Annotated in this window: 11 protein-coding genes and 1 tRNA gene; 11 read left to right on the top strand and 1 reads right to left on the bottom strand. The window is 42.7% G+C overall.

What is annotated here, in order from left to right; genetic code table 11:
• Nucleotides 1-42 precede the first annotated feature (42 nt).
• The 8 genes from N518_RS0109225 (at nucleotide 43) to N518_RS0109190 (ending at nucleotide 11,012) form a co-directional block, all read left to right on the top strand.
• Nucleotides 43-1,314 (top strand): NAD(P)/FAD-dependent oxidoreductase, encoded by a 1,272-nt coding sequence (locus tag N518_RS0109225; RefSeq protein ID WP_026444181.1) that lies wholly within the window; start codon nucleotides 43-45, stop codon nucleotides 1,312-1,314.
• A 138-nt stretch (nucleotides 1,315-1,452) separates the two neighbouring features.
• The gene (locus N518_RS0109220) at nucleotides 1,453-1,935 is read left to right on the top strand and encodes an FKBP-type peptidyl-prolyl cis-trans isomerase (RefSeq protein ID WP_026444180.1); all 483 of its coding nucleotides are present in this window, start codon (nucleotides 1,453-1,455) and stop codon (nucleotides 1,933-1,935) included.
• Between the two features lie 137 nt (nucleotides 1,936-2,072).
• Nucleotides 2,073-3,512 (top strand): cryptochrome/photolyase family protein, encoded by a 1,440-nt coding sequence (locus N518_RS0109215; RefSeq protein ID WP_005015097.1) that lies wholly within the window; start codon nucleotides 2,073-2,075, stop codon nucleotides 3,510-3,512.
• Nucleotides 3,513-3,993: 481 nt separating this feature from the next.
• Entirely contained in the window at nucleotides 3,994-5,376 is a 1,383-nt protein-coding gene (gene ahcY / locus N518_RS0109210) for an adenosylhomocysteinase (RefSeq protein WP_005025242.1), read from the top strand.
• Between the two features lie 81 nt (nucleotides 5,377-5,457).
• On the top strand, nucleotides 5,458-6,294 hold the full coding sequence (metF, locus tag N518_RS0109205; protein ID WP_005025240.1) for a methylenetetrahydrofolate reductase [NAD(P)H]: 837 nt from the start codon (nucleotides 5,458-5,460) through the stop codon (nucleotides 6,292-6,294).
• 40 nt (nucleotides 6,295-6,334) lie between these two features.
• The gene (locus N518_RS0109200; protein ID WP_005025238.1) at nucleotides 6,335-7,054 is read left to right on the top strand and encodes a 16S rRNA (uracil(1498)-N(3))-methyltransferase; all 720 of its coding nucleotides are present in this window, start codon (nucleotides 6,335-6,337) and stop codon (nucleotides 7,052-7,054) included.
• A gap of 354 nt (nucleotides 7,055-7,408) precedes the next feature.
• Nucleotides 7,409-9,679, top strand: a complete 2,271-nt coding sequence (locus N518_RS0109195; protein WP_005015102.1) for an NADP-dependent malic enzyme — start codon at nucleotides 7,409-7,411, stop codon at nucleotides 9,677-9,679.
• An 85-nt stretch (nucleotides 9,680-9,764) separates the two neighbouring features.
• Nucleotides 9,765-11,012 carry a multifunctional CCA addition/repair protein gene (locus N518_RS0109190; RefSeq protein WP_005025235.1) on the top strand — a complete coding sequence of 416 codons (1,248 nt, stop codon included), beginning with the start codon at nucleotides 9,765-9,767 and terminating at the stop codon, nucleotides 11,010-11,012.
• A 52-nt stretch (nucleotides 11,013-11,064) separates the two neighbouring features.
• Here N518_RS0109190 and N518_RS0109185 read toward each other — a convergent pair whose 3' ends face one another.
• Complete coding sequence (locus N518_RS0109185) at nucleotides 11,065-12,246, bottom strand: S1C family serine protease (protein WP_005015106.1); 1,182 nt, start codon at nucleotides 12,244-12,246, stop codon at nucleotides 11,065-11,067.
• A gap of 170 nt (nucleotides 12,247-12,416) precedes the next feature.
• Here N518_RS0109185 and N518_RS0109180 point away from each other — a divergent pair, with 170 nt between their 5' ends.
• The 3 genes from N518_RS0109180 (at nucleotide 12,417) to N518_RS0109170 (ending at nucleotide 14,172) form a co-directional block, all read left to right on the top strand.
• A complete protein-coding gene (locus N518_RS0109180; protein WP_005025232.1) occupies nucleotides 12,417-13,175 on the top strand; it encodes a Nif3-like dinuclear metal center hexameric protein in 759 nt (252 codons plus the stop codon).
• A gap of 149 nt (nucleotides 13,176-13,324) precedes the next feature.
• Nucleotides 13,325-13,951: a superoxide dismutase gene (locus N518_RS0109175; RefSeq protein ID WP_005015109.1), complete on the top strand. Its 627-nt coding sequence runs from the start codon at nucleotides 13,325-13,327 to the stop codon at nucleotides 13,949-13,951.
• A gap of 145 nt (nucleotides 13,952-14,096) precedes the next feature.
• Nucleotides 14,097-14,172: transfer RNA gene (locus N518_RS0109170), tRNA-Asn, on the top strand.
• Nucleotides 14,173-14,412: the final 240 nt, after the last annotated feature.

Below are 14,412 nucleotides of genomic sequence, written 5' to 3'. Positions count from 1 at the left end.
TTTTTTATGTTTCCTTAGAAATAAAATATAAACAGGTATAAAATGGCTCAAGAATTACATCATATCGTCGTGGTCGGCGGTGGCGCAGGTGGCCTCGAACTGGTGACCCGGTTAGGCAATAGTCTGGGCAAGCAAGCTAAAGCAAAAATCACGCTAGTTGACCAGAACCTTACTCATATCTGGAAGCCTCTTCTTCATGAAATCGCTGCCGGTACGCTGGACCCATATAGCGAGGAAGTCAATTATTTTGCTCATGCCGCCAGACATCACTACCAGTTTGTATCAGGCAGCCTATGTAATGTATTACCCGAGAAAAAACAGATTCAGCTTTGCTCCGCCACAGGCAAAAACCTTAAAACGTTAAGCTATGACACGCTAGTACTTGCTGTAGGTTCGGTATCAAATGATTTCAATACCGAAGGAGCTAAAGAATATTGCTATTTCCTGGACAACCGTGCTCAGGCGGACCAGTTTCAGAAAGATTTATTGAACACTTATCTAGATGCACAGTATTCCCAACAGCCTAATCATCTTAATGTTGCAATCATTGGTGCTGGTGCAACGGGTGTAGAGCTTGCAGCACAACTGGTCGAGGCTAAAGAAAATTTTTACCGTTATGGCCTGAATCATATACATCCTGATCTGGTTAAAATTACTTTAATTGAAGCAGCAGACCGAATTTTGCCTGCCCTTCCAGAAAAAGTGGCCGAAAATACATTACGACAAATCAAAACGCTAGGCATTGAAGTCCTGACTGGCCATAAAGTACAGCATGTCGCTAAAGACCATATCTCTTTTCAGGATGGAAGTGCCTTGCAAACTGATTTAAATATCTGGGCAGCCGGTATCAAGGCACCGCAGGTCATTGAACAGCTAGAAGGCTTTGAAAAAGATCACTTAAACCGTATTAAAATCTATGCAACCCTGCAGACTTATAGTTACCCGGATATTTTCGCTTTCGGTGATTGTGCGCACTGTCAGCTTGAAGCAGGCCAGCCACCCCTTGGGCCCCGTGCTCAGGTTGCTAGCCAGCAAGCAAATTTTCTGGTTAGAGCTTTAACAGCCCGTATTGCGGAGCGGCCAATACCCATGTTCCATTTTTCCGATAAGGGCTCACTGATTTCATTAAGCCAGAATAAGGCTGTGGGCCAACTCCTGGGCCAGGTAAATGTCCAAGGGTCGGTCGCCAAAGGCTTGTATATCTCACTATACCGTTTACATCAGGCTAATATATATGGCTACAGCCAGGCTGGTGCACTCACAGTGAGAGATTTTGTTACACGAAGAATTCGGCCGAAAATAAAATTGCATTGAAATTTCATCACACAACCCCATATTTGAATAAATTGGCTTCAAAAAGATCGAAATCACAGTTTTTTTAGGATTTTTCTTCTAAAAGCGCTGTGTTTCATCTTATGATGTACCCTTCAAAAAATTGACTGGATCAATAATATGACTGCTATTGCAAATAATCATGTGGTTTCATTCCACTATACACTGACCAATGCAGAGGGCGAGACTCTCGACCAATCTCAGGGTGAACCACTGGCTTATTTGCACGGTGCGGGTAACATTATTCCTGGTTTGGAAAATGCGTTGGCTGGTAAAACAGTAGGCGAGAAATTTACTGTAAATGTACCTGCTGCTGAAGGTTACGGTGAATATAATCCTGACCTTGTACAGGAAGTTCCAGCTCAAATGTTCCAAGGTGTAGATAATATCCAGCCTGGTATGCAGTTCCAAGCACAAACTGATGACGGTGTTCAGATCGTGACTGTTAAAGCAGTTGAAGGCGAAAACGTACTGGTTGATGCGAACTTCCCGCTAGCTGGTCAAGACCTGACTTTTGAAGTTGAAATTGTTGATATCCGTGATGCAACTCAAGAAGAGCTTGATCATGGGCATGTTCATGGCACGGGTGGTCACCACCACTAAGATCGTCTGATCAAAAAAGCAAAGCTCAGGCTTTGCTTTTTTTATAGTTATTTTTCAGTATTAGAAATAGCTTCAGCTTGATTTTTTAAATATTTTTCTTAATGATAAACATAATGTTATTTTAATTACTGGCTTTTATGTCTGTATATCAACTGGTCTGGTTCCGTCAGGATTTACGTATTGTTGACCATTCTGCATTATGGCATGCCAGACAGACTGGTCCCTGCATTGCGCTTGTTACCCTTTCACCAGTTCAATGGCGGCAACATGATGATGCCGTGATCAAAATTGATCTTTATTTAAGACAGCTTAAAGTTTTAAAAGAACAGTTAAAACAGCTCAATATCCCTATCATTATACAAACTATTCCTCTCTGGAAGGAAGTTCCTGAGTTTTTGCTTGAATGCTGTCAAAGTTTAAGCGTTCAGCAAATACATGCCCATATTGAGGCAGGTATAAACGAGCAGCAACGTGACCAGGACTGTCAGCAACTGCTCGATACATCCGGTATTGCTTTGACTTTATACCAAGACCGCACTCTATTCCCTTTCGGTAGTATTACCAATCAAAATGGACAGCCTTATCAGGTCTTTGGTGCCTTTAAAAAAGCCTGTTATAGCCGTTTAGAAATAGCGCTACCAAAATGTTATACAGAAATTACAGCTCAAAATCCTATAACTCTCCCTGCTCTTGATCAGTTTCAGCAGACAGTGCCAGATATCAGGCAGCTTTGTGACATACCTGTTCCAGAATCCATTCAACAGCTCTGGCCTGCTTGCGAAAACCATGCTCATACATTACTTGAACAATTTCTTGAAAATCATATTCAGCATTATCATATTGAGCGAGACTTTCCTGCACACTCCGGAACCAGTCAGCTCTCTGCCTATTTGAATATTGGCGTACTTTCTATACGCCAATGTATACAGGCTTTATTCCGGCATCAAAGCGGGTACTTTGTGCCTGAACAGGAGGGCCAGAGCATCTGGCTAGATGAGCTGCTATGGCGTGAATTTTATCAGCATATTCTTTATCTGTTTCCAAATGTCTCAAAATATTTACCTTTCAAAGCCAATGCTCGGAATATTCCCTGGCAAGATGATAAAACTGCATTAACTGCCTGGCAGCAAGGCCAAACTGGTATTCCAATTGTAGATGCAGGAATGCGGCAGTTATTGGTCACTGGCTGGATGCATAACCGGGTCCGCATGATTACAGCCATGTTCTTGTGTAAGAATCTTCTGATTGACTGGCGCCAAGGTGAACAGTGGTTTATGCAGCATTTGATTGACGGTGACCTGGCGGCAAATAATGGGGGATGGCAATGGTGTGCTTCCACCGGCACGGATTCAGTGCCCTATTTCCGTATTTTCAACCCGGTCAGTCAGTCCAGAAAGTTTGATCCTGAAGGTCAATATATCCGTACATGGATACCGGAACTGGCACATCTGGATGCTAAAACAATTCACGCACCCTATGAAAGTAAAACTGTCCAGCAACTGGACTATCCAAAACCCATAGTAGATTTAAAATACAGTCGTGCTCGGGCTATTGACCACTTTAAACAGTATTTGTAGAACTTCTACTCTTAAAAAGAGACTGGATATTATGCAGATATATGTATTTTGCAGAGATAATATTGATGCTTTTTGACAGCAGATTTCACGTCTGGACTTTAAAACCTGATATAAAAAATTGCATGTCGGGTATTCACTATTCAGATTAAAAATAATATTTATTTAAGTGCAAATTGTATCATGACTTTTAACTGGTAATAAGATTAAAAACTGTAATGCAATTTTTAAAACTACAACCAAAACAGGCAGACTTTTGACCAGTCAAAACCTTGGTATAAGGAAAATAAATAATATTGCATCTTATAACTTGGAACGTTTTTAGAATCCAAGTACAATACTGCGCTAGTCGAGGGATGCTGCGACGTTTTACAGGCACTAAATGTAAAATCGCCAGGCTCGACGATCGGTATGTCTGTTCAAGCTTACCAACAACGGCATCCGCGAACTGAATGATCCATACTATTTTTTCTAGGAGATCCTGATGAACGCGGTTACTGCTTCATTTACAGATTATAAAGTTGCCGATATTTCACTTGCTGATTACGGCCGTAAAGAAATTAAACTTGCTGAAGCTGAAATGCCTGCCCTAATGGGTCTGCGTAAGCGTTATTCAGCAGCAAAACCACTGGCAGGCGCGAAAATTCTCGGCTGTATCCATATGACTATTCAAACTGCAGTTTTAATTGAAACACTGGTTGAATTGGGCGCAGAAGTTCGCTGGACTTCATGTAACATCTTCTCGACTCAAGACCACGCTGCTGCTGCAATTGCTGCATCTGGTATTCCTGTTTTTGCCTGGAAAGGCGAAACTGAAGAAGAATACATGTGGTGTCTTGAACAGCAAATCAATGTAAACGGCAAACCTTGGGATGCCAACATGATTCTGGATGACGGCGGTGACCTAACGGCTGTTGTACATGAAAAGTATCCTGAACTGATTGCAAAAATTCATGGTATTACTGAAGAGACTACTACGGGTGTTGCACGTCTACTCGAAATGTGGAAAGACGGTTCACTGAAAGTTCCTGCCATCAATGTCAATGACTCCGTAACCAAGTCTAAAAATGATAACAAGTATGGCTGTCGTCACTCACTTAACGATGCCATCAAACGTGCAACAGACATGCTGCTTTCTGGCCGCCGTGCACTTGTTATCGGTTATGGAGATGTAGGTAAAGGTTCTGCACAATCACTTCGTCAAGAAGGCATGATTGTACGCGTAACTGAAGTTGACCCAATCTGTGCAATGCAGGCCTGCATGGATGGTTACGAAGTAGTATCTCCATATAAAAATGGTGTTCAGACCGGTAATAAAGAAGATATTAATGTAGATCTTCTCAAAAATACTGATCTGATTGTTACTACAACCGGTAACTATCACGTATGTGATGCTGCGATGCTGGATACACTAAAAGCAGGTGCAGTGGTTTGCAACATCGGGCACTTCGACACTGAAATCGATACAGCTTACCTGCGTGGATATAAATGGGTTGAAGTTAAACCTCAGGTACATCAGGTATATCGTTCAGAAAATGAAAACGATTATCTGATTCTTCTTTCTGAAGGTCGTTTAGTGAACCTGGGTAATGCTACAGGCCATCCATCTCGTGTGATGGATGGCTCTTTTGCCAACCAGGTTTTAGGCCAGATGCACCTGTTTGCCGAGAAATTTGCTGATCTTCCAGAAGATCAAAAACAAGCAAAAATCCGTGTAGAACTGCTACCGAAGAAACTGGATGAAGAAGTTGCTGCCGCAATGGTTGTAGGTTTTGGTGGAGTACTGACACAACTGACCACTGAGCAGGCAGCTTACCTTGGTGTACCGGTAGAAGGTCCGTTCAAGTCTGACGCTTATAAATATTAAGATATCTTAAGGGCAGATGTTTAGGCATCCTGCCCTTTTCTTTGTCTGGCATATTTATAAATTAAACAAAGGATTTGAAAAATGACTAAACGTGTTCCGATTTCTTTTGAGTTTTTTCCGCCAAAAACTGATGCTGGCGCAGAAAAGCTCAAACTGGTTCACCAGGATCTTCAACATTTGAATCCGGAATTCTTTTCGGTGACTTATGGTGCCGGAGGTTCCACCCGTGAACGTACCTTGGCTGCAATTGAAGAGTTTAATGGCAAGGGTACACCGGTAGCACCTCACCTTTCCTGTATCGGGGATGATAAGGCACGTATAGCAGAGCTGCTGGATCTGTATAAATCTCAAAACATTAAACGTATTGTTGCCCTGCGTGGTGATTTGCCATCCGGTCAGGTCGGTCTGGGCGAACTTCCATATGCACAGGATCTGGTACGTTTTATTCGTGAACATTCAGGTGATCACTTTCATATTGAAGTTGCAGCCTATCCGGAGATGCATCCTCAGGCAGAAAGCTTTGATGCTGATATTCGTCGCTTTATTGAAAAGGTTAATGCTGGCGCAAATGCGGGTATTACCCAGTTTTTCTTCAATCCGGATTCCTATTTTTATTTCTTGGATCGCCTTGCAAAGGAAGGGATTCATATTCCTATTGCACCAGGTATTATGCCCATCATTAACGCCAGCAACCTGATCCGCTTTGCTGATGGCACAGGTGCAGAAATTCCTCGCTGGATTCGTAAACAGCTCTCTGCTTATGGCGATGACAGTGTCGCAATTAAGGACTTTGGTCATGAAGTCGTGCTAAAGCTTTGCGAACGTCTGATTGCTGGTGGTGCACCAAGTCTGCATTTCTATTCAATGAACCAGACCGAACCCACCCGCCAGCTTGTACTTGACCTGGGTTTAGCCTGAGCTAAATTAATCATCTGCTTTTTTGAAGAGTAATACATTCATGCCACGTTTTTATATTGAAGCTGATTTAACTGTAGGAACAACAGTTGAGCTTACAGAAACAGTGTTTCATCATTGGGTGAAGGTATTACGTGCACAGATTGGTGACAGTGCCACCCTGTTCAATGGACGGGGTGGTGAATTTGAAGCGAATTTGACAGAAATCAGCAAGAAAACTGCATCTGTTGCAATCAGGTCGTCTAACCCGGCAGATCGTACTCCACCTTTTACAACAGTATTGGGTCAGGTCATGAGCAAAGGTGACCGAATGGATTATGTCATTCAGAAAGCCACAGAACTGGGTGTTACGACCATTCAGCTGTTAACATCAGAACGATGTGAAATGCGCTTAAAATACGATCGCGATCAAAAAAAGCTTGATCACTGGCAAGCTGTTGTAATTGCAGCCTGTGAGCAATGTGGCATGAACCGGATTCCAGAGATATTACCCCCTGTTCCACTCACAGACTGGCTACAGCAGAATTTATCAGCAACCCGGCTAGTGCTTGCTCCCAATAAGCGTCAGCAGAATGTTTTAACCGATGCTCAAACAGATCTGGCACTGTTAATCGGTCCGGAAGGCGGGTTGAGTGAAGCAGAAATAGACATGGCCAATCATGCTGGCTTTAAAAACTGGTGCATTGGAGAACGCATACTACGTACTGAAACAGCGCCTGTAGTCGCTTTGTCTATCTTAAATCACCATTTCTCAACATACTAGACTTATACCAATATACGAAGTTAAATTAAGTCATTATTCATCACTTTTAACTCAAGCTTGTAAATACGTGATTAACTAATGACTAGTTTCAGTTATATTCGTATTTAAAAAAACCCGTAATCATTTTGATATAAGCTCTTATATCCTCTGGGCATTGTGAGCTTTTATTTTCAGCTCGCTTTTTTCTTAAAATATTTTAACTATAAAGCCAGACATTATGACTATAACTTGAGTGAATGGAAAAAGCCTGGTTTTACGCTGGGATAAGCGCTCAAGTAATGGTATATTCGATAAAATTTAGCCAAAACCGACCAGCATGCTGCTGGGCCAACACATGTAACAATCGAGATTCAAATGGACGATCAATCATTAAAACAGCAAGCTTTGTACTATCATGAATTCCCAACACCAGGAAAAATTAGCGTCACTCCAAGCAAACAGCTTGTCAACCAGCGTGATCTGGCTTTAGCCTATTCTCCAGGTGTTGCAGCTCCGTGTCTTGAGATTGAACGTGACCCTTCAGCTGCCGCAAAATATACGGCACGGGGCAATCTGGTTGCTGTGGTCAGTAATGGTACTGCTGTTTTAGGACTGGGGAATATTGGTCCATTAGCCTCTAAACCGGTAATGGAAGGCAAAGGTGTACTCTTTAAAAAATTTGCCGGTGTCGATGTATTTGATATTGAAATTGCTGAAAATGATCCCGACAAGATTGTTGATATTGTGGCAGCACTTGAGCCTACATTCGGCGGTATCAACCTTGAAGACATTAAAGCACCAGAATGTTTTTATATTGAGCGCAAACTCCGTGAGCGCATGAATATTCCGGTATTTCATGATGACCAGCATGGTACCAGTATTATTGTAGGTTCTGCCCTGCTAAATGCCTTGCAACTGATCAATAAAAAAATTGATGAGATCAAGATTGTAGCCTCAGGCGCCGGTGCTGCTGCGTTATCTTGTCTTGATCTGCTGTGTGCGCTGGGCGTAAACAAAGACAATATTATTGTTGCTGACTCTCGAGGCCTGCTAACTACCTCACGTGATGGGCTAGATGAGTCTAAAAAACGCTATGTACAGGACATTCCGCAAACCCAGCTCCATGAAGTCATGGCCGGTGCAGATATGTTTCTGGGGCTTTCTGCCGCAGGTATCCTGACCAAAGAAATGGTCAAGCAAATGGCAGAGAACCCGATTATCTTCGCACTTGCCAATCCGGACCCTGAAATTCTGCCTGAACATGCTCATGAAGTTCGTCCTGATGTCATTATGGCAACTGGCCGTTCAGACTATCCGAATCAGGTCAATAACGCCCTGTGCTTCCCGTATATCTTCCGTGGCGCACTTGATGTGGGTGCAACTACAATTAATGAAGAAATGAAAATTGCCTGTGTACATGCGATTGCACGTATGGCACATATTGAAGCAGATGCAGCGACATATGGCGAAAAATCAGCTTCATTTGGCCGTGAATATTTAATTCCGCGTCCACTGGATCAACGCTTGATTCTGGAAATTGCTCCTGCTATCGCTCAGGCAGCGATGGATTCTGGTGTAGCTACCCGCCCGATTGAAGATTTCTCAGCTTATCGCCAGCGTTTGTCCGAGTTTGTTTATAACTCGGCATTTATCATGAAGCCAATTTTTGCACAGGCGAAGACTGATCCGAAACGCATTGCTTATGCTGAAGGTGAAGACCTTCGTGTATTACGTGCTGTTCAGATTGCAGTAGATGAAGGTCTGGCTAAGCCGATTCTGGTTGGACGTACTGCGGTTATTGAAGCTAATATCAAAAAACTAGGATTGCGTCTTGAACAGGGCGTAAATATTGAAATCGTAGATCAGGAAAAGAATCCTGACTATGAAAAGTTTGCGGACGATTATTATCAGCTAATGCAGCGTAAAGGTGTAACACCCGAATATGCACAGCGTGAGGCACGTCGCCGCTCCACTTTGATTGCAGGCATGCTGGTACGTCATGGCAAAGCAGACGGTATGCTGTGCGGTACATATTCAAGCTATGACATTCACCTAGATTTTGTTAAAAATGTCATTGGGTTACGTGAAGGTCGTAGTACGTTCTTTACTTTAAATGCATTAATGCTTGAAGACCGCACCCTGTTTATTGCAGATACCTATGTCAATACTAATCCGACTGCCGAACAGCTCGCTGAAATGACAATTCTGGCAGCTGAAGAAGTACGCCGTTTTGGGATCGCGCCCCGCATTGCTCTGCTATCACATTCAAGCTTCGGTTCTGACCAGACGGATGCAAGTGCACAAAAAATGCGTCAGGTATATGAAATTCTGTCACGCATTGCACCAGAGCTAGAAGTTGAAGGCGAAATGCACGGTGATGCAGCACTTGATGAGAATATTCGTCATTTTGCATTCCCGAATTCACGCTTCAAAGGTTCTGCCAACTTGCTGATTATGCCAAATCTGGATGCAGCCAATATTTCGTTTAACCTGCTTAAATCTACTTCAGGCAATAACGTAACAATTGGCCCGATTCTGCTGGGTGCTGCCAAACCGGTGCATATTTTAACCCCAACCGCCACCACCCGTCGTCTGGTTAATATGACTGCACTGACTGTTGCTGAAATTCAGCAAGCTGAGGTATAAGCTTTAACTGAATAAAAGCTAAAGTTCTTTACTTGAGAAAACCTCTATTCTGTTGCATGATTGCTTGAAGAATAGAGGTTTTTTCATGCAAGTTTATTTAGTAGGCGGTGCTGTCCGGGACCATTTGCTTGGCCATCCCTATCAAGAAAAAGATTATGTTGTGGTAGGAGCAACGCCTGAGCAGCTTCTCGCTCAGGGTTTTATGCCAGTTGGTAAGGATTTTCCAGTATTTCTGCATCCTGATACTAAGGATGAATATGCTTTAGCGCGTACTGAGCGTAAATCCGGTCAGGGCTATCACGGTTTTGAATTCCATACGGATAGCAGCGTGACTCTGGAAGAAGATTTAATCCGTCGCGATTTAACGATTAATGCTATGGCCATGGATGAACAAGGTCAGGTATATGATCCATATCAAGGCCGGCAAGATCTCAAAAATAAAGTTTTACGCCATGTTTCCGATGCCTTTATTGAAGATCCGCTTCGGGTATTACGTGTTGCCCGTTTTGCTGCTCGCTATGCTCCTTACGGTTTTAAGATTGCTGAAGAGACCATGAGCCTCATGCAGCAACTGGTCAATACGGGCGAATTGGATACTTTGACCCCAGAGCGGGTCTGGAAAGAAACCTCTCGTGCCTTAATGGAACAGCGCGCTGATGTCTATTTTGAAGTTTTACGTGAATGTGGCGCCTTAAATATCCTGTTACCCGAACTGAATGCCCTGTTTGGAGTTCCTCAACGGCCAGAATATCATCCTGAAATTGACTGTGGTATTCATACGCTGATGTCCTTACAGCAGGCATGTCAGGCGAATTATTCACTTGATGTACGTTTTGCGGTACTGGTTCATGACCTTGGCAAAGCTCTTACGCCAACAGATATTCTACCCCGCCATATCATGCATGAAGAACGTGGTGTAAAACCCGTAACTGCTGTATGCGATCGTTTAAAAGTTCCTGCTACTACCAAGCAACTGGCTCTGGCAGTCTGCAAAGAACACTTAAAATGCCATCAGGCTTTAACTCTAAAACCTGGAACCTTATGGCGCCTGCTGCAACGTTTAGACGTTTTACGCCGTCCGGAACGGGTCGAAGCTTTTGTACAGGCATGTGAATGTGACTCTAGAGGCCGCTTAGGTCTAGAAAACCGTCCTTATCCGCAAGCCAGCTACATGTATCAAGTCATCGAGATTGTCCGTTCAATCAAGGCACAAGACTTACCTCCGGAAATACAAGGGCCGGATATTGGAGAAATGTTGATTCAGCGCCGAATTGAAGCTATTGCCACATTTAAGGCTGAGTTTCTTTCTTCTCAATCCTCTAACCAGTTTTAGTTTTAAAATAAATATAAAAAAAGCCTCCATATAGAGGCTTTTTACTGGAAGATTAACGGCGAGGTAATGGAATAAACTGGGAGTCCTGATTCTGAACTTCACGCTCTCCTACATTTACGTTTAAGGTCTGCTGCTTACCTTCGCGCTCCACCAGAAGCTGGATAGTGCTGTTCGGTGCTTGCAGAGCGACATAATTGATTAAATGAGATGTTGAGGTAATCTGCTCATTATTCACTTTTAAAATGCGGTCCCCTACCTTTACACCGGCTTTGGCAGCTGGGCCATTACCCAGTACTCCCGCAACCACGACACCTGGCTCACGTGGTGCCAGTACATCAGTTTGTGCAGGTGGGACCAGACTGATACCTAGCCATCCTCTTACTACGCGGCCATCTTTCAAAATGGCATTTAACACCTGCTGACAGACTTTAGCCGGAATGGCAAAACCTATTCCAAGTGAGCCACCGGTCTGTGAGAAAATTGCCGTATTTACCCCAATCAGATTACCTGCAACATCGATTAATGCACCGCCTGAGTTACCCGGGTTAATTGCAGCGTCTGTCTGGATAAAGTCTTCATAGGTATTTATTCCCAAATCAGAACGACCAGTTGCAGAGATAATTCCCTGCGTTACCGTTTGCCCTACCCCAAACGGGTTACCAATTGCCAACACCACATCACCGACTTCATTACCACTGAGTTTAAAAGGTAAAACAGGTAATTTATCCAGTTCAATCTTGATAACGGCAAGGTCAGTATCAGGATCAGTACCAATAATTTTTGCTTCAGCACGGCGACCATCATTTAAAGCCACCACAATCTGTTCTGCTTGTGCCACTACATGGTTATTGGTCAGGATGTATCCATCAGGACGTACAATAACACCTGAGCCAAGACTGTTTTCATTCTGCTGGCTATTAAACTGGTCTGGTAGCTGGTCCCCAAAAAATTCACGAAATGCCGGATCATTTAATAAGGGATGATTCATCTGCCGAACTTTTTGCGTGGTAAAAATATTAACCACCGCAGGTGCAGCAACTTTTACTGCCGCATTATAAGAGACTACTCCTCCAGAACGGGAGGTATCAATTAAAGGTTCAACTTTTTCAGCAGGCATTTTTACGCCATCAGCAGCGACTGGCGCTTTGGGCTGATGGAATTTCTGCCAGCCAATAAAACTGATAATCACAATGACCAGCAGTACCCAAGGTAACCAGGCAAAGGTTCGGCGCACGTTATTATCCTCTAGATTCTTTTGATTTGTTAATGCGTAATAGATCTAGGTGATTGTAATACAAATACAAAATATACGCTTTAAAACACACTAAAGTTTTGTCTGGCTTTAGTTACAAGATAAAATATGTTTCTATATCCCATTGTCCAGTTTAATTATTAAGGTAAATCATGGCCAGGTTGACTGATATTCTTCAATGGTGTGATCAGACATTGAAAACTTCCGAATTTCGTGACTATGCGCCGAACGGTTTGCAAATTGAAGGCTCGCAGGAAGTAAATAAAATTTTGTGTGCAGTTACTGCATCACAAGAAGCTATTGATGCGGCGATTGCACAAAAAGCAGATCTGTTATTGGTTCATCATGGTTATTTCTGGAAAGGCGAACCCTATCCGATTACCGGTATGCGCGGCAAACGTATTAAAACTTTAATACAGAATAACATCTCTCTTGTCGCTTTTCATTTACCTTTAGATTCGCACCCAACATTGGGTAATAATGCTGCCATTTCTGATTTACTTGGCCTTGAGCATCTTGAAGCACTTGATCCATCTGAACGGCATCCGGTGGGTAACATTGGTTATTTACCAGAAGCATTAAGTCCGGAAGCATTTAGAAATTATCTGGCAGAACGTTTAAACACCCAGGTACTTCATCTACCTGCGGAAAAGTTATCTGTGCAAAAAATAGGTTTTTGTACTGGAGCTGCTCAGGATTTCATTACTAAAGCAGCTGTCCAGGGTTGTGATGCTTATATTTCCGGTGAGGTTAGTGAGCGAACTTATTATGAGGCTCAGGAACTAGATGTGCATTACTATGCCTGTGGGCACCATGCGACTGAACGTTATGGTGTACAACGCTTAGGTCAAGCACTGGCTGAACAGTTTGCCCTCGAATATCATTATCATGAACTGAACAATCCGGTTTAAACCTTATGTTACGATTGGAATTGTTTACAAGTTTATAAATTCGGCCTTTATTATGTATTGTTATTTAAAAAGCGTGGCCTACCATGCAGATAATCAATTACAATAGAGGCACTTAATTGTATAACCCAGCAAATGCAAGGAATTAGAACATGACAACCATTACTTTACCTCCTCTTCCTTATGACTACGATGCGCTTGAGCCGCACATTAGTAAAGAAACTTTAGAATTCCACCATGACAAACATCACAACACTTATGTGGTGAATCTGGTTAAAGCAATCGAAGGTACTGACCTCGAAGGTAAAGAGCTGGACGACATCATCAAAGCAACTGCGGGTGATGCATCTAAAGCAGGTATTTTTAACAATGCAGCCCAAGTATGGAATCATACATTCTACTGGAACTGTATGACTAAAAATGGTGGCGGTAAAGCTACTGGTCCTGTTGCTGAGAAAATTGATGCAGCTTTCGGTTCTTATGAAAAATTTGCTGAAGAATTCGCAACTGCGGCTACTACACAGTTTGGTTCAGGTTGGGCTTGGTTAGTGGCTGATGAAGTAAATGGCAACCTGTCAATCATGAAAACTTCAAATGCAGATACGCCATTGGCTCATGGTAAAGTAGCGATTCTGACCATTGATGTATGGGAGCATGCATATTATATCGACTACCGCAATGCACGTCCTAAGTACATCTCTACTTTCCTTGAAAGCCTGGTAAACTGGGAATATGTAAATGCAAAACTTGCAGGCCAGCCTGCTGGAGTTGAGAAATAATCTTTCTCTTGCCTTAAAAAGTCACCCTGCGGGGTGATTTTTTATTACATTATTTTATAAATGAATATTTATAGATCAATCAGTTTATTCTTATAAATTATTTAATTGACGCCTATATAATTGATCCGTAGAATGGCCCACAGATTCTCCCATAGCTCAGTCGGTAGAGCGACGGACTGTTAATCCGCAGGTCCCTGGTTCGAGCCCAGGTGGGAGAGCCAAGATTCTAAAAAGCCCGCTTATTTAAGTGGGCTTTTTTTATTACGCCAAGAATATATCCAAGTTATTCCTATTGATGGGTCTTATTGTTCGCCAAGATTCACTTACTGAATATTTTTAAAACAAACGCTTTAAATCTAATGATTTTTTAGCTGTTTCCACTTGACCATTTATCTCTTCCTCCATAGAATAGCCCACAGATTCTCCCATAGCTCAGTCGGTAGAGCGACGGACTGTTAATC

The sequence above is a fragment of the Acinetobacter sp. UNC436CL71CviS28 genome, from assembly GCF_000620525.1.
Taxonomy (GTDB): domain Bacteria; phylum Pseudomonadota; class Gammaproteobacteria; order Pseudomonadales; family Moraxellaceae; genus Acinetobacter; species Acinetobacter radioresistens.
The sequence above is the reverse complement of the archived record's forward strand: the minus strand, read 5'-3'. Positions and strand labels throughout refer to the sequence as shown.

Coding starts and splice junctions, on each gene's coding strand:
- N518_RS0109220 (WP_026444180.1), top strand. CDS start 1,453: ATGACTGCTATTGCAAATAATCATGTGGTTTCATTCCACTATACACTG.
- N518_RS0109225 (WP_026444181.1), top strand. CDS start 43: ATGGCTCAAGAATTACATCATATCGTCGTGGTCGGCGGTGGCGCAGGT.
- N518_RS0109195 (WP_005015102.1), top strand. CDS start 7,409: ATGGACGATCAATCATTAAAACAGCAAGCTTTGTACTATCATGAATTC.
- metF (WP_005025240.1), top strand. CDS start 5,458: ATGACTAAACGTGTTCCGATTTCTTTTGAGTTTTTTCCGCCAAAAACT.
- N518_RS0109215 (WP_005015097.1), top strand. CDS start 2,073: ATGTCTGTATATCAACTGGTCTGGTTCCGTCAGGATTTACGTATTGTT.
- N518_RS0109190 (WP_005025235.1), top strand. CDS start 9,765: ATGCAAGTTTATTTAGTAGGCGGTGCTGTCCGGGACCATTTGCTTGGC.
- N518_RS0109200 (WP_005025238.1), top strand. CDS start 6,335: ATGCCACGTTTTTATATTGAAGCTGATTTAACTGTAGGAACAACAGTT.
- N518_RS0109175 (WP_005015109.1), top strand. CDS start 13,325: ATGACAACCATTACTTTACCTCCTCTTCCTTATGACTACGATGCGCTT.
- ahcY (WP_005025242.1), top strand. CDS start 3,994: ATGAACGCGGTTACTGCTTCATTTACAGATTATAAAGTTGCCGATATT.
- N518_RS0109180 (WP_005025232.1), top strand. CDS start 12,417: ATGGCCAGGTTGACTGATATTCTTCAATGGTGTGATCAGACATTGAAA.